The organism is Flavobacterium sp., assembly GCF_049590715.1.
Classification (GTDB): Bacteria; Bacteroidota; Bacteroidia; order Flavobacteriales; family Flavobacteriaceae; genus Flavobacterium.
In genome coordinates, this window is the sequence record NZ_JBAWDL010000144.1 from 1 (window position 1) to 16,954 (window position 16,954).

The 16,954-nt window shown below is 34.6% G+C and carries 15 protein-coding genes and 1 other RNA gene; 7 read left to right on the forward strand and 9 right to left on the reverse strand.

The annotated features are described in order from the left end of the window. Positions 1–218: 218 nt before the first annotated feature. The 6 genes from ilvC to WBQ70_RS06640 all read right to left on the reverse strand — a co-directional run bounded on the left by ilvC (position 219) and on the right by WBQ70_RS06640 (position 8,234). A complete protein-coding gene (gene ilvC, locus WBQ70_RS06615; protein ID WP_423912010.1) occupies positions 219–1,691 on the reverse strand; it encodes a ketol-acid reductoisomerase in 1,473 nt (490 codons plus the stop codon). Between the two features lie 3 nt (positions 1,692–1,694). Beyond that, positions 1,695–2,228 carry an acetolactate synthase small subunit gene (gene ilvN, locus WBQ70_RS06620; RefSeq protein WP_423912013.1) on the reverse strand — a complete coding sequence of 178 codons (534 nt, stop codon included), beginning with the start codon at positions 2,226–2,228 and terminating at the stop codon, positions 1,695–1,697. Between the two features lie 77 nt (positions 2,229–2,305). Beyond that, complete coding sequence (ilvB, locus tag WBQ70_RS06625) at positions 2,306–3,994, reverse strand: biosynthetic-type acetolactate synthase large subunit (protein WP_423912016.1); 1,689 nt, start codon at positions 3,992–3,994, stop codon at positions 2,306–2,308. 180 nt (positions 3,995–4,174) lie between these two features. Beyond that, positions 4,175–5,851 carry a dihydroxy-acid dehydratase gene (gene ilvD, locus WBQ70_RS06630; protein WP_423912019.1) on the reverse strand — a complete coding sequence of 559 codons (1,677 nt, stop codon included), beginning with the start codon at positions 5,849–5,851 and terminating at the stop codon, positions 4,175–4,177. Positions 5,852–5,931: 80 nt separating this feature from the next. Next, positions 5,932–7,050: a 3-isopropylmalate dehydrogenase gene (gene leuB, locus WBQ70_RS06635; protein WP_423912022.1), complete on the reverse strand. Its 1,119-nt coding sequence runs from the start codon at positions 7,048–7,050 to the stop codon at positions 5,932–5,934. A gap of 8 nt (positions 7,051–7,058) precedes the next feature. Then, complete coding sequence (locus WBQ70_RS06640; RefSeq protein WP_423912024.1) at positions 7,059–8,234, reverse strand: 2-isopropylmalate synthase; 1,176 nt, start codon at positions 8,232–8,234, stop codon at positions 7,059–7,061. 154 nt (positions 8,235–8,388) lie between these two features. On the opposite strand from WBQ70_RS06640, the gene WBQ70_RS06645 reads away from it, so the two are divergent. The 7 genes from WBQ70_RS06645 to WBQ70_RS06675 all read left to right on the forward strand — a co-directional run bounded on the left by WBQ70_RS06645 (position 8,389) and on the right by WBQ70_RS06675 (position 14,841). Further along, positions 8,389–9,933 (forward strand): hypothetical protein, encoded by a 1,545-nt coding sequence (locus WBQ70_RS06645; protein ID WP_423912027.1) that lies wholly within the window; start codon positions 8,389–8,391, stop codon positions 9,931–9,933. A gap of 174 nt (positions 9,934–10,107) precedes the next feature. After that, the gene (locus WBQ70_RS06650; protein ID WP_423912030.1) at positions 10,108–11,058 is read left to right on the forward strand and encodes an isopenicillin N synthase family dioxygenase; all 951 of its coding nucleotides are present in this window, start codon (positions 10,108–10,110) and stop codon (positions 11,056–11,058) included. A 130-nt stretch (positions 11,059–11,188) separates the two neighbouring features. Beyond that, complete coding sequence (locus WBQ70_RS06655; protein WP_423912032.1) at positions 11,189–11,521, forward strand: translation initiation factor; 333 nt, start codon at positions 11,189–11,191, stop codon at positions 11,519–11,521. Between the two features lie 45 nt (positions 11,522–11,566). After that, positions 11,567–12,457, forward strand: coding sequence for a nucleoside phosphorylase (locus tag WBQ70_RS06660; RefSeq protein WP_423912035.1), 891 nt, complete (start codon positions 11,567–11,569; stop codon positions 12,455–12,457). A 128-nt stretch (positions 12,458–12,585) separates the two neighbouring features. Continuing rightward, positions 12,586–12,978 carry a VOC family protein gene (locus WBQ70_RS06665; RefSeq protein WP_423912038.1) on the forward strand — a complete coding sequence of 131 codons (393 nt, stop codon included), beginning with the start codon at positions 12,586–12,588 and terminating at the stop codon, positions 12,976–12,978. A gap of 57 nt (positions 12,979–13,035) precedes the next feature. Continuing rightward, entirely contained in the window at positions 13,036–13,887 is an 852-nt protein-coding gene (locus tag WBQ70_RS06670) for a substrate-binding domain-containing protein (RefSeq protein ID WP_423912041.1), read from the forward strand. 21 nt (positions 13,888–13,908) lie between these two features. Then, positions 13,909–14,841: a transglutaminase gene (locus WBQ70_RS06675; protein ID WP_423912044.1), complete on the forward strand. Its 933-nt coding sequence runs from the start codon at positions 13,909–13,911 to the stop codon at positions 14,839–14,841. Between the two features lie 78 nt (positions 14,842–14,919). On the opposite strand, the gene fsa is transcribed toward WBQ70_RS06675, so the two are convergent. From fsa to ffs, 3 genes are all read right to left on the reverse strand, one after another. Next, entirely contained in the window at positions 14,920–15,576 is a 657-nt protein-coding gene (fsa, locus tag WBQ70_RS06680) for a fructose-6-phosphate aldolase (RefSeq protein ID WP_423912045.1), read from the reverse strand. 217 nt (positions 15,577–15,793) lie between these two features. Next, complete coding sequence (locus WBQ70_RS06685; protein WP_423912048.1) at positions 15,794–16,597, reverse strand: SDR family oxidoreductase; 804 nt, start codon at positions 16,595–16,597, stop codon at positions 15,794–15,796. 230 nt (positions 16,598–16,827) lie between these two features. Beyond that, positions 16,828–16,925: signal recognition particle sRNA small type (gene ffs, locus WBQ70_RS06690), an RNA gene on the reverse strand. Positions 16,926–16,954: the final 29 nt, after the last annotated feature.

The window sequence follows — 16,954 nt, forward strand, 5'->3', positions numbered from 1 at the left end:
CCGATTGCAGTGGAAATCCTTGTGGCGGCTGGCGTTTACGCCGCCACAAGATTGAAACGAAAAGCGGGAACCCAACTTCCTTAAAACCACCAAACGCTGTGCTCCTAAAAAAAACAAGGCACAAAAAAAAGCGAAGTAAATGAATACTCCGCTTTTTAGTTTTTATTATCGTTATGAGACTTCGACAAGCTCAGTCTGACAACGATATAAATCGTGATTTATACGATTTTTTTCATTGCAGTCATTGACTCTCTCAACCAAGCTCCAACTTCTTCAACTGGGTGGTTACGGATGATTGCGTTTACTTCGATTAATTCTTTGTTGTCAACACCGTTTGAAGTGTTTCCGAAAGGACGACCAACCATGTTAGATGGTGCGTTTTTCACGTACTCAGCAATTAATGGCTTAGCAGCGTGATCAAACAAATAACATCCGTACTCAGCAGTATCAGAGATCACACGGTTCATTTCGAACAATTTCTTTCTTGCAATTGTGTTCGCAATAAGTGGTGTTTCGTGTAATGACTCGTAGTAAGCAGACTCTTCGATGATTCCAGACTCAGTCATTGCTTCAAAAGCTAACTCTACTCCTGCTTTTACCATAGCTACCATTAAGGTACCGTTATCGTAGTATTCTTGCTCAGAAATTTCAACATTTCCAGCTGGAGTTTTCTCGAAATTAGTTTCTCCTGTTGCTGCTCTCCAAGCTAGTAAGTTTTTATCATCATTGTTCCAGTCAGCCATCATTGTGCTAGAGAATTCTCCAGAGATGATGTCATCCATGTGCTTTTGAAACAATGGACGCATGATGTCTTTCAACTCTTCTGCTGCATTGAATGCTGCAATTTTAGCTGGGTTAGACAATCTGTCCATCATGTTAGTGATTCCACCGTATTTCAATCCTTCAGTGATCGTTTCCCATCCGTATTGGATTAATTTTGAAGCGTAACCAGCATCAATACCTTCAGCTACCATTTTGTCGAAACATAAGATTGATCCTGTTTGCAACAATCCACAAAGGATCGTTTGCTCTCCCATTAAATCAGATTTTACCTCTGCCACGAAAGAAGAACGCAATACTCCTGCTCTGTCTCCTCCTGTTGCTACAGCGTATGCTTTAGCTTGAGCTAAACCTTCACCTTTAGGATCGTTCTCTGGGTGAACAGCGATTAGTGTAGGTACACCAAATCCTCTTTTGTATTCTTCACGTACTTCAGAACCTGGACATTTAGGAGCACACATAATAACGGTTAAGTCTTTACGGATTTGCATTCCTTCCTCAACGATGTTAAAACCGTGAGAATACGCCAAAGTAGCTCCTTGTTTCATTAAAGGCATGATAGCAGTAACTACAGCAGTATGTTGTTTGTCTGGTGTAAGGTTACATACTAAATCAGCAGTTGGGATCAATTCTTCATATGTACCTACTGTAAAACCATTATCAGCTGCATTCGTATATGAAACTCTCTTTTGAGCGATAGCTTCTGCACGCAAAGCATAAGAAATATCTAACCCTGAATCTCTCATGTTCAAACCTTGGTTTAAACCTTGAGCTCCACAACCTACAATAACTACTTTTTTTCCTTTTAAAGCAGTTATTCCGTCTGTAAATTCAGATTTATCCATGAATTCACACACGCCTAATTGGTCTAATTTTTCTCTAAGAGATAATGTATTGAAGTAATTTGCCATTTTTTAATATTTATTTATATTTAATTCTTGTAATAATGTTGATATTTTCATTGGTTCTTTTGAAACTGAAATTCGTCCTGAACGAACAAACTGCATGATTCCAAAAGGTTTTAATTTTTCGTGTAATTCTTCTATTTCTGAACGTCTTCCTGATTTTGAAATCACAAAGAAATTACGCGAAACAGTAACAATTTCAGAATTGCTTTCCTTAATGATATTTTGAATTTGTCTTTCGTCAAATAATAAATCTGAATTTATTTTGAATAAAGCATTTTCTAAGTAAATAGTTTCTTCATCTAAATGATAGTATGCCTTAATTACTTCGATTTGTTTTTCTATTTGACCTACAATATTCTGAACCCATTTCTCCGTGGTATCCACCACAATGATAAATCTAGAAACGTTTTCGATCTCTGACTCAGAAACGTTTAGACTTAAAATATTGATGTGTCTCTTCAAGAAGATACCCGAAATTCTATTCAGCAAACCTACGTTATTTTCTGAATACACAGAAATCGTGAATGTTTTATTTTCCATAATTTTTAGTTTAAAGTTTTTGTTGTTTAAAGTTTCAAGTTGTATTGCGAACTTGAAACTTTAAACTTTAAACTTTTTTAGCTTAATCTCATATCTGAAACCGATGCTCCGGTAGGAATCATAGGAAACACATTATTTTCTTTTTCTACCATAACTTCTAAGAAATAAGAGTCTTTAGAAGCCATCATTTCTGCAACTGCTTCGTCTAGATCTTCTCTTTTAGTTACTTTTCTTGCTTTGATGTAATATCCTTCAGCAATAGCAATAAAGTTAGGGTTCACCATTTCAGTAGAAGCATAACGGTTGTCAAAAAACAATTCTTGCCATTGACGTACCATCCCTAAAAACTGGTTGTTTAAAACCACAATTTTCACAGGAACTTTTGATTGGTAAATAGTACCTAATTCTTGAATGTTCATTTGGAATCCACCGTCACCAATTACTGCAACTACTTCACGATTTGGCATTCCCATTTTAGCTCCAATAGCTGCTGGTAATGCAAATCCCATGGTTCCTAATCCACCAGAGTTAATCATACTTTTGGAAGTAGTAAACTTAGCATAACGGCAAGCAAACATTTGGTGTTGTCCCACGTCTGGAACGATAATCGCATCTCCATTAGAGTGTTTGTTAATCATTTCGATCGTTTCACCCATAGAAATACCTTCCTTCTTAGTTGGTTTTAACTCTTCATTAATTACCGCATCCAATTCTATTTGGTAGTATTTCTTGAATTCGTTGTGCCAATCTTCGTGTTTATTCTCTTTTAATAAAGGCAATAATGCAGTCAAAGCTTTTTTCACATTTCCTAAAACAGCAACCTCAGTCTTAACGTTTTTATCCACTTCGGCAGGGTCAATTTCAAAATGAATCACCTTTGCTTGTTTAGCATAAGTTGCTAAATTTCCTGTTACACGATCGTCAAAACGCATACCCAATGCAATTAAAACATCGCATTCATTAGTTAACAAGTTTGGACCATAGTTCCCGTGCATACCTAACATACCAACATTTAAAGGATGGTCTGTAGGCAATGCGGATGCTCCTAAAATAGTCCAAGCGGCAGGAATACCTGCTTTTTCAACCATTGCTTTCAGTTCAGCCTCAGCTTCTCCAAGGATGATTCCCTGACCAAAAACGATATATGGTTTTTTGGCATTGTTAATCAACTCAGCAGCTTCTTTAACTTTATCTACATTTAAAGTAGGTGTTGGTTTATAGCTTCTGATTCCTGAGCATTTTTCATAGCTAAAATCAAATGTGTCAAATTGTGCATTTTTGGTAATATCTATCAAAACCGGACCTGGACGACCTGATTTTGCTATATAAAAGGCTTTCGCTAAAATTTCAGGGATTTCATCTGCTTCGGTAACTTGGTAATTCCACTTGGTTACTGGAGTCGAAATTCCGATGATATCTGTTTCTTGAAAAGCATCTGATCCTAATAAATGCTTTCCTACTTGTCCTGTAATACAAACTAAAGGGGTAGAATCGATTTGCGCATCAGCAATACCAGTAACCAAGTTTGTTGCTCCTGGTCCTGAAGTAGCAATACAGACCCCAACTTTACCAGTAGCTCTAGCAAATCCCTGTGCAGCATGAGCAGCCCCTTGTTCGTGGCGTACTAATACATGGTGCAATTGATCTCTAAATTTATATAATTCGTCGTAAACTGGCATGATTGCTCCACCTGGATAACCATAAACCAAATCTACTCCTTCGGCTAATAAGCATCTGATAACTGCTTCTGCTCCTGATATTTTCATATATTTTGGGCTTTGGGCTTTGGGCTTTGGGCTATCGGCTTTCAGCTTTGAGCTGTCGGCTTTCGGCTTGTGGCTTACAGCTTATTATTATTTTATTATCTGATTTTGTTTTATTTATTCAAGGTTAGTTACTCAAGGCTCATAGCCCATGGCTGACAGCCGAAAGCTCAAAGCTTATAACTAAAACTTATCCGTCACACATCCTTCAGATGCACTTGATACAGAACGCATGTATTTCAACAACACTCCTTGTTTGATTGCTGACTCTGGTCTTTTCCAGTTTGCTTTACGTTTTGCGAATTCTTCGTCAGATATTTTCATATCTATTGTATTATTCACAGCATCAATAGTAATCACATCACCGTTTTCGATTAATGCAATTCCGCCACCTTCATAAGCTTCTGGAGTAACGTGTCCTACTACAAATCCGTGAGAACCTCCTGAGAAACGTCCGTCAGTAATCAAAGCAACCGTATTTCCTAAACCTGCTCCCATGATAGCAGAGGTTGGTTTTAGCATTTCTGACATTCCTGGACCACCTTTTGGACCACAGTAACGAATAATTACTACGTTTCCTGGTTTTACTTCGCCAGCTTGTATTCCTCTGATTACCTCTTTTTCTCCTTCGAAAACTACTGCAGTACCTTCAAAGAATTCTCCTTCTTTTCCACTAATTTTAGCTACACATCCTTCTGAAGCGATGTTTCCGTAAAGAATTTGAATGTTTCCAGTTGCTTTTAATGCTTTTTGGATTTCAAAAATTACTTCTTGACCATCATGTAAATCTGCAACTGAAGCTAAGTTCTCAGCAATTGTTTTTCCTGTTACAGTTAAACAATCCCCGTGTAACAAACCTTCTTTTAGTAAATATTTCATTACCGCTGGAACTCCACCTACATTGTGTAAATCTTCCATTAAGTATTTACCACTTGGTTTCAAGTCGGCTAATAATGGTGTTTTATCACTGATATCTTGGAAATCTTTCAATGTCAATTCAATACCCACTGAGTGCGCCATTGCAATTAAGTGCATAACTGCATTCGTAGAACCACCTAAAACAGCTACAATCGTAATCGCATTTTCGAATGCTTTACGAGTCATAATGTCTCTAGGCTTAATATCTTTTTCTAACAAAATTTTGATAGCTGCACCAGCATCAACACATTCTTGTTTCTTTTCTGGACTCAACGCAGGATTAGAAGAACTGTAAGGTAAACTCATACCTAAAGCTTCAATCGCTGATGACATCGTGTTAGCCGTGTACATTCCGCCACAAGCTCCAGCGCCAGGACAAGCATTTTGAATTACACCTTTGAAATCTTCTGGAGTAATTGTATTTTTTATTTTTTTACCCAAAGCTTCAAAAGCAGAAACGATATTCAAATCCTCCCCTTTCCATTTTCCTGGGTGAATTGATCCACCATACACCATAATAGACGGACGGTTTACTCTACCCATAGCCATTAATGCTCCAGGCATATTTTTATCACAACCTGGTACAGCAATCATACCATCGTACCATTGTGCTCCCATAACTGTTTCAATAGAATCAGCAATTACATCACGAGAAACTAATGAAAAACGCATTCCGTCGTTACCATTAGAAATACCATCACTAACACCAATGGTGTTAAAAATCAAACCGACTAAATCTTCTTTCCAGACACCTGTTTTAATATCTTGAGCCAAATCATTTAAGTGCATGTTACAAGGATTTCCATCGTAACCCATACTTACAATACCAACTTGCGCTTTCTTTAAATCTTCTTCAGTTAATCCAAGTGCGTACAACATTGCTTGTGAAGCGGGTTGTGTTTCGTCTTGTGTGATTGTTTTGCTGTATTTATTTAATTCCATTTTTTGTAATTGTTTTATTTGTTTCAAGTTTCAAGTTTAAGGTTGAGCAACTTGAAACCTTAAACTTGAAACTATTTTTTTTATACTATTGTTGATCTACCAATATTTACATTATCATTATTAAAATATAATAGATCTTCTCTGTCCAAAATAAAATTGATGATAAACTCTCCAATTTCATTTGTTCCAAATTTTGAATCAGGATTCAAATCCTGCGTGACGACTTTTAGCTGTACTGCTTTTTCAATTCCGTCATAAATCTTTTTAGCTTCTTTATGCAATCCAAAATGTTCTAACATCATAGCCGCTGATAAAATAGATCCAAATGGATTGGCTATATTTTTTCCTTTTACTTTAGAATACGTTCCGTGTATAGGTGCAAAAATCGCATGCTTATCTCCTATCGAAGCCGATGCTAAAACACCAATAGAACCTGTCAAAACACTAGCTTCATCTGATAAAATATCTCCAAATAAATTAGCTGTTAAAATCACGTCAAATCTATTAGGCTGCATGACTAAATATCGAGCAGCATGATCTACTAATAAAAAATCCAATTCTACATCTGGATACTCTTTACTAACTTCTTTTACTACTTTACGCCACAATCTTGACGTTTCAAGAACATTTGCTTTATCAACCAATGTTACTTTCTTTCTTCTTTTTTGTGCTGCAGCAAAAGCCAAACGAGAAATCCTTACGATCTCTTCTTTTGAATAAGAACATAAATCAGTTGCGAATGTTCCTTCTTCATTTAATGTCTTTTCACCAAAATACAAACCTCCAGTCAATTCTCTATAAAAAACCAAATCAGTTCCTTCCAAAAGTTCTCTTTTTAACGGAGAGGCTTCTAAAATTTCTTTATATGGTTTTATAGGGCGAATATTGGCATACAATCCTAATTCTTGTCTTAATTGCAAAAGCCCTTGTTCTGGACGAATTTTAGCTTCTGGATCATTATCATATTTAGGATCACCAATGGCTCCAAACAAAATCGCATCCGTATTCAAACATAAATTTAATGTTTGAGTAGGAAGTGCTTTTCCTGATTTTTCAATAGCAATAGCACCAATAAAAGCATCCTCGAAAATAAATTCGTGATCAAAAGCCGTACTAATGGCGTACAAAGCTTTTTTGGCTTGCATTACCACTTCGGGTCCAATTCCGTCTCCTGAAAGTACCGCTATTTTTAAATTCATGACTTTGGTTAATTTCTAATTAAATCGCCTTTCAAGTTTGAAGCTTCAATGATTTGATGAATATCATCATCCATTACTTCTTTTTTAATGTCTGCAAATTTCAAAAATTCAACATAGACTACATCTAATTGTACTTTTGTTAATTCGTAACCTACTTTTTTAGCTCTATAAGCTAATGCCGCTCTACCACTTCTTGCCGTTAAGATAATGGATGATTCAGTCACACCAACTTCTAATGGATCCATGATTTCGTATGTTTCTCTGTTTTTGATCACTCCGTCTTGGTGAATACCAGAACTGTGAGCAAAAGCATTCGATCCTACAATCGCTTTATTAGGTTGTACCATCATTCCCATACTATCAGATACCAAACGACTCATTTCATTCAATTGTTTGGTGTCGATATCTGTATATAAATTCAAGTAAGGATGTTGTTTGAAAATCATCACCACTTCTTCAAGTGCTGTATTTCCTGCACGCTCTCCAATACCATTAATAGTACATTCGATTTGTCTCGCTCCATTCATCGCTCCCGCAATAGAATTGGCTGTAGCCATACCTAAATCATTATGACAGTGACAAGAAATAGTAACATTCTCAATCCCTTTTACATTTTCTTTAAGGTATTTTATTTTTTCACCATATTCATGTGGCAAACAATATCCAGTGGTGTCAGGTATATTAAGCACAGTAGCACCTGACTTAATGACTTCCTCACAGACTCGTGCTAAGAAAGCATTATCCGTTCTACCTGCATCCTCTGCATAAAATTCTACATCTTCAACATAGGTTTTAGCATGTGCTACAGCTGCTTTAGCTCTAACAATGATATCTTCCTTAGTCGTATTTAATTTGTAGATGATATGTGAATCAGAAGTACCAATACCTGTATGAATACGAGGTCGTTTAGCATATTTAAGTGCTGCACCAGCAACATCTATATCATTTTTCACTGCACGTGTTAATCCACATACAGTTGCATTTTTTACAATTTTACTAATTTCAGAAACAGATAAAAAATCACCAGGACTAGAAACAGGAAATCCAGCTTCGATGACATCAACCCCCATTCCATCTAATCGTTCTGCTATAACGAGTTTCTGTTTGGTATCTAATTTACATCCTGGAACTTGCTCTCCGTCTCTTAAAGTGGTATCAAAAATTTGAACTTTCTCTCTATTCATTTTAATTTATTTAATGTAATTTCACAACTTCATAACAAATATAGATTTCATTACTTTAATAGAAAATTAAAATTAATGAAATATACTGCTTATAAAGGGTATTAATACTTTATAAGACACTGATTTACAAATAATTAAGTACCTGTATTTTACAATGGCTAACCATCAAAAAGATTTCTTATTTGTGCTAATAAAATCACTTTCAAAATCTGAGAAAAGACAATTCAAGATTTTTGCAAGCCGATTGGAGACGAGTTCAAATACAAAATTCATAGAATTATTCAATATTTTAGATAAATCAGAGGTTTATGATGAAAAAATCATCTTAAAAAGTGGCATCATCAAAAAGGTGCAATTATCGAACCTTAAATCGTATTTATACAAACAAATTCTGGTAAGTATCCGTTTGAATATCCCAAGTCAAAACGTACGTTATCAATTGAGAGAACAAATTGATTTCGCTACCATTTTATACAACAAAGGTTTATACAAGCAGAGTTTAAAAATATTAGATAAAACTAAAATTCAGGCTTTAGAAAGTGATGAAAAATACATCGCTTTTGAAATTGTTGAATTTGAAAAACTAATCGAATCACAATACATCACCCGAAGTATTCAAGGACGCGCTGACGAACTCGTAATTCAAGCCAAAGAATTGAATTACCGTAATACAATTTCGAGTAAATTATCAAATTTATCACTACAATTGTATGGTATTATGCTCAAAACAGGTTATGTAAAAGACGATGAAGAATACAAATATATTGACGATTATTTTATCAAACATACAGCGAAACTAGATGAAAATAAATTTGGTTTCAGAGAAAAATATTGGTTTTACAATGCCAACTTATGGCGTAGTTTTTTGGTTCAAGATTTCTTAGCCAGTTATAAATATGCTTCAAAGTGGGTGACGCTTTTTTATGACAATCCTAATATGATTTATTTGAATCCGGTGTTTTTCTTAAAAGGGAACAACTACTTTCTGGAATCAGTTTTCATGCTTAAATACCAATCTAAATTCAAAAAATACCTAAAATTATTAGAAGAAACGATTGAGGATCCTCGCTTTCCAGTAAACGACAATATTGCTTCCTTGTCATTTTTGTATTTGTACAACAGTAAATTAAATTATCATATTCTTGAAGGAACTTTCGAGGAAAGTGAGTATTTAATCCCAATTGTTTTAGACAAAATAAAAGTACACAGCGATCACTTAGACGAACACCATGAGATGTTATTCTATTATAAGATTGCTTGTATTTATTTTGGTTCTGATAAATTCAATGAATCTATTTATTATTTAGAAAAAATCATCAACAACAAAAACCTGACGATGCGTGAGGATTTGATGTGTTTTGCCCGATTATTATATTTGATTTGTCATTATGAATTGGGGAAAGATTTTCATCTAGAAACCCAAATCAAGAACACCTATAAATTCTTACTTAAAATGAATGACTTGCATGAAGTTCAAAAAGAAATCATTCGTTTTATGAAAAACTTGAACAATATTTATCCCTCAGAGATCAAAAAGGAATTTATCAAAATGAGAGAACGTTTTATCGAGTTGGAAAAGATTCCTTACGAAAAAAGAGCTTTTCTCTATCTTGATATTATTTCTTGGCTCGAAAGTAAAATTGAAAACCGTAAAATTGGAGACATCATAAAAGAAAAAGCGAAATTAGGAAATAGGTAAAGAAGTTATGAGTTAAACGTTAGAGGTTAAGTGTCTTTGTCTAAAAAAAAGAAACTATAAAATTGTGTATTCATAACTTATTAGATTTAACCTCTGCCCCATAACTCCTAACATATAACACTTAACTTTTATCCTTAACCCCTAACATATAACCCATAACACTAAAACAAAAAAATGCAAAATATTCCCAGTGTTGATTTAGCTGATTTTCTATCCGAAGATCCGAAGCGTAAAGAAAAATTTGTAAACGAAATAGGTGCTGCTTTTGAAGATATTGGCTTTGTAGCACTCAAAGGACACTTTTTAGATCAAAGTTTGGTGGACGAACTCTATGCTGAAATTCGAAATTTCTTTAGCCTTCCTGTTGAAACCAAACGCAAATACGAAGACCCAAATCTTGGCGGACAACGTGGTTATGTCTCTTTTGGAAAAGAACACGCCAAAGGCAGAAAAGAAGGAGATTTGAAAGAGTTTTGGCATTTTGGACAATATGTAAGTGACAACTCAAAATATGCTTCAGAATATCCCAAAAACATAACAGTTGATGAATTACATCGCTTTAATGTAGCGGGAAAACAAGCTTATCAAATGCTCGAAAAAACAGGAATTTATGTTTTAAGAGCATTGGCGTTACGATTAGGATTGGATGAGTTCTATTTTGACAACTATGCCAAAGAAGGAAACTCCATTCTTCGCCCCATACACTACCCTCCTATTACGAGCGAACCAGAAAATGCAATCAGAGCTGCTGCTCATGGCGACATCAATCTGATTACATTATTGATGGGTGCTCAAGGGAAAGGTTTACAAGTACAAAACCACAATGGTGACTGGATTGATGCCATTGCACAACCTGACGAATTAGTCATCAATGTAGGCGATATGTTGTCAAGACATACTAATAATAAATTAAAATCAACTATACACCAAGTCGTAAATCCTCCTAGAGAATTATGGGGAACATCGAGATATTCTATTCCGTTTTTCATGCATCCTGTGAGTGATATGCCTTTAAATTGCTTAGAAAATTGTATAGATGATAAGAATCCAAAACAATTTGAAGATATTACCGCTGGTGATTTTCTTTATGAACGTTTGGTGGAATTGGGATTAATAAAGACATAAAATTTTTACTATTATTCAAATCTTTGCTTCAAAATTTACCGCAAAGACCAAAAGAAACAAAGAGATATAATTCAACACATTTTAATAAAAACCCTAGCATCTTTGCGACTTAGCGGTTAAAAAAATAGTTATGAACCTAGAAGACCAATTAAAAAACTTATTTCCTGACCACGTTCCTAGCAACGAACCAGAGAAAATTGACGATACTCCACACGAATTACACGTTCAAAAAGAACCGATGATTTGCAAATACGAAAAGCGTAAAGGCAAAGCGACTACTATCATTGAAGGCTATGAAGGCGAAGACGAAGATTTTAAACTCCTTGCCAAAGAACTAAAAACAAAACTAAGCGTGGGTGGAAGTTTCAAAGACGGTGCGCTCATTCTTCAAGGAGACTATCGAGATAAAATTATGACTATTTTAAAAGAAAAAGGATTTAAAGTAAAACGTGTAGGCGGATAAAAACGATTACACAACTTTAAACCTTAAACTCTAAACAAATAATTAATGATACCCAAATCAGAGTTAATCTTAAATCCAGACGGAAGTGTTTACCACTTAAATCTAAAACCCGAAAATATTGCACGCGATATTATCTTTGTGGGTGATCCAGATCGTGTAGAAAAAATAACCCGTTTATTTGACTCCATTGAATTTTCGACCCAAAAAAGAGAATTCAAAACCCAAACAGGAACCTATAAAGGTAAAAGACTAACTGTCCTTTCAACCGGAATTGGTGCTGATAATATTGATATTGTTCTGAATGAATTGGATGCTTTGGTTAATATTGATTTAGAAACCAGAACTATAAAAAAAGAACTGACCTCGCTTAATATTATAAGAATAGGAACTTCTGGATCATTACAAGCGGATATTCCAGTAAATGCATTTGTTTTATCCAAAATAGGACTAGGTCTTGACACTATGCTTCGCTCCTATCAAAACGATTCGGTTACTATTACCGCACTGGAAGAAGCTTTCATCAAACATACCAATTGGGACATTCGAAAAGGAAGACCATATGCGGTTCATTGTTCTGAAAAACTAGAAAAACAGTTTGAGAATGACAATATTCACAAAGGAGTTACAGCTACCGCTGGCGGCTTCTTTGGTCCACAAGGAAGAGTGTTGCGTTTAGCCATTCAAGACGAAAATTTGAATAACAAAATGGACTCTTTCAATTACAACGGAACAAGAATCACTAACCTCGAAATGGAAACGACTGCAATTTATGGACTATCCGCACTATTAGGACATCATGCGCTTTCATTAAATGCTATTATTGCTAATCGTGCAAATGGAACTTTTAGTAGCAATCCTGATGAAGCTATTGAAAAATTAATTGATTACGTTTTATGTAAAATAATCGAGGAAGGAACACAGATTTTAATAAATTAAAGAAATTTAAAATAATCCTACAGGACACTTAAATAGGTTCCTAGTACAAAAGATAATAAGTAAAGGGTAATACCTATTTTTAAGATTTCTTCAATTTCTTAGATCTGTCTTCAAAAAAACACTAAAGAATGAAACTCAGAATAGCCCGTCATACAAATGATTTAGAAAAAATTCGTGTCTTTTATACCACTATTCTTAACTTAAAGGTATTAGGTAGTTTTGAGAAACACGACTCTTATGATGGTTTATTTTTAGGTAATAGTAATTTTGATTGGCATTTAGAATTCACTAAAACCAATGAAATAATCTCTTTTAATTTTAATGAAGACGACCTTTTAGTATTTTACCCTAAAAGTAACGTAGAATATGAAAATATCATCAAAAATATAACTAAAAGCAATATTACTTATCTGACTTCAAAAAACCCTTATTGGAATGAAAACGGTAAAATGATTGAAGATCCTGATGGTTATAAAATTGTAATCTCTAATTTAAAAATAGAAAGCATAAATAAAATCTAACATCAATTTTTAATATTTTTCAAACTTCTTAGATCTGTGTTCCAAAATTAATAAAAAATGACAACGATAAAAATAGCTGGCGTACCCGAACACTTCAACCTTCCTTGGCATTTAGCCATCAAAGAACAAGCATTCGAAAAACAAAACATTGACTTACAATGGACAGACGTTCCCGAGGGAACAGGAAAAATGTGTCAAATGTTGCGCTCAGGTCAAACGGATATAGCAGTCATCTTAACTGAAGGAATTGTCAAAGACATCAGCGCTGGAAACCCAAGTAAAATAATCCAAATGTATGTAGAATCACCTTTGATTTGGGGGATCCATGTAGGAGCTAATTCTAATTATAAAACCGTTAATGATTTAAAAAACAAAAAAGTTGCCATTTCTAGAATAGGATCTGACTCTCAATTAATGACTTATGTTAATGCTGATAATCAAGGATGGAAAATAGATGAACTCCAATTTGAAATTGTAAATACCATTGACGGAGTTGTCGAAGCATTAACAAACGGAACAGCTGATTATTTCATGTGGGAATATTTTATGACCAAACCGCTCGTTGACAAAGGAATTTTTAGAAAAGTAGCCGACTGCCCTACTCCTTGGCCTTGTTTTGTAATTGCTGTTCGTGAGGAGGTTCTAAACAACCAACCTGAAATCATTCAAACGCTTTTAGAAATCATTAATCAAACAACCACAACCTTCAAGAACATACCAAGTATCGACAATAAACTGGCTGAGAAATACCATCAAAAACTCGAAGACATTCAAGAATGGCTTGCTCTTACAGAATGGTCTCAAAAAAATATTGATGAAAATTCATTAAACAATATTCAAAAACAACTATTTCAACTTAAAATCATTGATAAAATAGGTACTTTTGAGGAAATTGTAAAAACATTCTAGATTTTACCATTATTGGTTACTATGATAAATATTAAAAACATTTCTTTTACACAAATAAAACAACGTCTTCAAGTCAAAAAACCTTGGGATGATGTGATTATTTTTGTTTTAAATGTTTTGATAGCTATTCCGTTGTTCCTCATTGCTCACGAAAATCTCATCGAACTCAACTGGCCCTTCAATTTAGATAGAATTTTATTATTCATCTTTTTAATAATAGCCATTCAGTTGGCTTTACGATTGTTACGAACCATTATTATCATTTGTGTTTTTGCATATATGTTGGTCTTATTTTATGGAACAATAATTGGTAATTACGGCTTCCACAGCATATATGAAGACTACGATTCAATGATTTACACCATGTCAGACAATCCTTTTCCACAAGATATTATTGTATCTAAATTGTTACCTTTTCCTAACAAATCATTGATTTTAAACGCAATAGAATACAAAAATCCTAAAGTTAGGAATTTTGCTATAATGGCAACGACTAAAAATTTTAAAAATATCCGAGGTTATTCGGATTACAGAACCATCATACAATGTTTTGCTGTTTTCAAAGAAATCAATAAACGATGGAATTACGTTAGTGATCCAAAAGATGGGGATTATATAGCAACAGCAAGTGAATCTTTGGATTATTTTTCAGGAGATTGTGACGATCATTCGATTCTAATGGCGGCTTGCGTAAGAGCCATCGGTGGGACTCCGCGATTAATACACACCAAAGGACATATTTATCCAGAAATACTCATAGGTAGTATGAATGACCTAGAAACTGTGAACTACCTAATTAAAAATGTTTTATTTTCTAAGGAAAGTTATCGCAAACAACTACATTACCATATTGACGAAAGAAATCAAATCTGGCTTAATCTCGATTACACAGCATCATATCCTGGAGGTCCTTTCCTATCCGAAGAAATCTTAGGCGCTTTAACTTTAAATTAAAAAAAGTGAAGGGTTAAGTGTTATAAGCTAGAAGCTTTTCACCCTACTTAACACTTAACCCTTAACACTTTTTCCCAACTATTTATTTCCTTTTTCAAAATCAGCTACAAACTGCGCTAATCCAATATCTGTCAAAGGGTGTTTTAATAAACCATATATCGCTGATAACGGTCCAGTCATAACATCAGCACCAATTTTAGCACAGTTTACTATGTGCATGGTATGACGTACAGAAGCTGCCAAAATCTCAGTTTCATATCCGTAGTTATCATAAATCTCTCTAATTTCTTGAATCAAATTCAATCCATCAGTCGAAACATCATCCAAACGTCCAATAAATGGTGAAACATAAGTCGCTCCAGCCTTAGCAGCCAATAATGCCTGACCTGCAGAGAATACTAAAGTTACATTCGTTTTAATTCCCCTATCTGAGAAATATTTTGCAGCTTTTACACCTTCTTTAGTCATTGGTAATTTCACAACGATTTGATCGTGTAATTCTGCCAATTCTTCACCTTCTTTAATCATTCCTTCAAAGTCCAAAGCATTTACTTCTGCACTTACATCACCTTCTACAAGATTACAAATATCCACATAATGTTTCAAAATGTTATTTTTTCCCGTGATACCTTCTTTCGCCATCAAAGATGGATTTGTTGTTACCCCGTCCAAAACGCCTAATTCTTGCGCTTCTTTAATCTGAGCTAAATTAGCCGTGTCAATAAAAAATTTCATATTTATCTATTTATATTAATTGTCTCATTCTTTGGGCGTGACCCTCCGTAAAAACTCGGGTCGGGCTATACGCTACAAGTCCTCGCATTATTCCGCTATCGCTACATACTGCTGTGGGCTTTCCGCTACTATCCCTCACGCAAAACCATTACATTTCAAGTTCAGTACTCTAAAATTAATTCCTGCAAATAATACAGTCCTTAAAATCGCTGCTAATTTACAACTTATAATGATTCATTAGCATTTTTTCATACAACGTATCAGGCAAAATCCGCTTCAATACAATCGAAAACTTTTGCATAAACGCACCTACTTTATAATGTACTTTTGATTTTGGATCTTGTATTATTTTAAACACCGCTAGCGCCATATCTTGTGGATCACTTCCTTCATCCACATGATCGTCCATTGTTTTTAACATGTCACCATAGACTTTCTCATAAGATGAACCTTTAATCACTGGCGCATGATAACGTCCTGACGCGATATTTGTAGCAAAATCTCCAGGAGCCACATTTGTAATCTGAATTCCAAATTGTTTTACCTCCATACGCAACGCTTCGGTAATCAACTCCAAAGCTCCTTTCGAAGCCGAATAAACAGAACGATATGGCAATCCCATATAACCTGCAATCGAAGTTACATTGATTATTAATCCTGATTGTTGTTTACGCATTTGTGGCAAAACAGCTTTCATAACTTCGATAGGACCAAAAAAATTGGTTTCAAAGTTATTCTTAATTTCCTCTGTTGGAATTTCTTCTAAAGGACCTGTGATTCCAACACCCGCATTATTAATCACAACATCAATACGACCTGATCTACTTATTATTTCACTAATAGCAGCTTGAATAGTATCCACTTTTCGAACATCCATAGCTAATAAAGGAAAAACAGTATCAATAATTCGTCCTGGATTACGACTCGTACCATAAACTGTAAATCCTTTTTGGTGCAAAAATTCACCTATGGATTTCCCAATACCTGAAGAACCTCCTGTAATCAAAACTACTTTACTCATTTTCTTAAGTTAAATGTTATGAGTTATTTGTTAGGTGTTATGTCTTATAGGTTATGCGTAAATACCTTGTGCGTTAAAATATTATGCCTAAGTCTAAATTAAGTTTGACATTAACACTCTATTTTAAACTTTTACAACCTTTAACTCATAACCTCTAACTCCCAACTTCCCAAAGGGGTAAAAATAAAAAAATCTTCCCTAAGGAAGACTACGTTTGTATAATTTTAAAAAAATGGCAAGCGACCTACATCGCACCGCTCAACCACGTACCCTTGCTATGTTCCCATCCTGGGGGAGTCTGCAGGAGCTGGTCGTGTAGGACTTGCCGGTGCAAATATACAATCTTTTTATATTTTT

What these genes read in the sequence shown, in the direction of transcription:
- ilvC (WP_423912010.1), bottom strand. Translation starts at nt 1,691, where the DNA reads ATGGCAAATTACTTCAATACATTATCTCTTAGAGAAAAATTAGACCAA.
- ilvN (WP_423912013.1), bottom strand. Translation starts at nt 2,228, where the DNA reads ATGGAAAATAAAACATTCACGATTTCTGTGTATTCAGAAAATAACGTA.
- ilvB (WP_423912016.1), bottom strand. Translation starts at nt 3,994, where the DNA reads ATGAAAATATCAGGAGCAGAAGCAGTTATCAGATGCTTATTAGCCGAA.
- ilvD (WP_423912019.1), bottom strand. Translation starts at nt 5,851, where the DNA reads ATGGAATTAAATAAATACAGCAAAACAATCACACAAGACGAAACACAA.
- leuB (WP_423912022.1), bottom strand. Translation starts at nt 7,050, where the DNA reads ATGAATTTAAAAATAGCGGTACTTTCAGGAGACGGAATTGGACCCGAA.
- WBQ70_RS06640 (WP_423912024.1), bottom strand. Translation starts at nt 8,234, where the DNA reads ATGAATAGAGAGAAAGTTCAAATTTTTGATACCACTTTAAGAGACGGA.
- WBQ70_RS06645 (WP_423912027.1), top strand. Translation starts at nt 8,389, where the DNA reads ATGGCTAACCATCAAAAAGATTTCTTATTTGTGCTAATAAAATCACTT.
- WBQ70_RS06650 (WP_423912030.1), top strand. Translation starts at nt 10,108, where the DNA reads ATGCAAAATATTCCCAGTGTTGATTTAGCTGATTTTCTATCCGAAGAT.
- WBQ70_RS06655 (WP_423912032.1), top strand. Translation starts at nt 11,189, where the DNA reads ATGAACCTAGAAGACCAATTAAAAAACTTATTTCCTGACCACGTTCCT.
- WBQ70_RS06660 (WP_423912035.1), top strand. Translation starts at nt 11,567, where the DNA reads ATGATACCCAAATCAGAGTTAATCTTAAATCCAGACGGAAGTGTTTAC.
- WBQ70_RS06665 (WP_423912038.1), top strand. Translation starts at nt 12,586, where the DNA reads ATGAAACTCAGAATAGCCCGTCATACAAATGATTTAGAAAAAATTCGT.
- WBQ70_RS06670 (WP_423912041.1), top strand. Translation starts at nt 13,036, where the DNA reads ATGACAACGATAAAAATAGCTGGCGTACCCGAACACTTCAACCTTCCT.
- WBQ70_RS06675 (WP_423912044.1), top strand. Translation starts at nt 13,909, where the DNA reads ATGATAAATATTAAAAACATTTCTTTTACACAAATAAAACAACGTCTT.
- fsa (WP_423912045.1), bottom strand. Translation starts at nt 15,576, where the DNA reads ATGAAATTTTTTATTGACACGGCTAATTTAGCTCAGATTAAAGAAGCG.
- WBQ70_RS06685 (WP_423912048.1), bottom strand. Translation starts at nt 16,597, where the DNA reads ATGAGTAAAGTAGTTTTGATTACAGGAGGTTCTTCAGGTATTGGGAAA.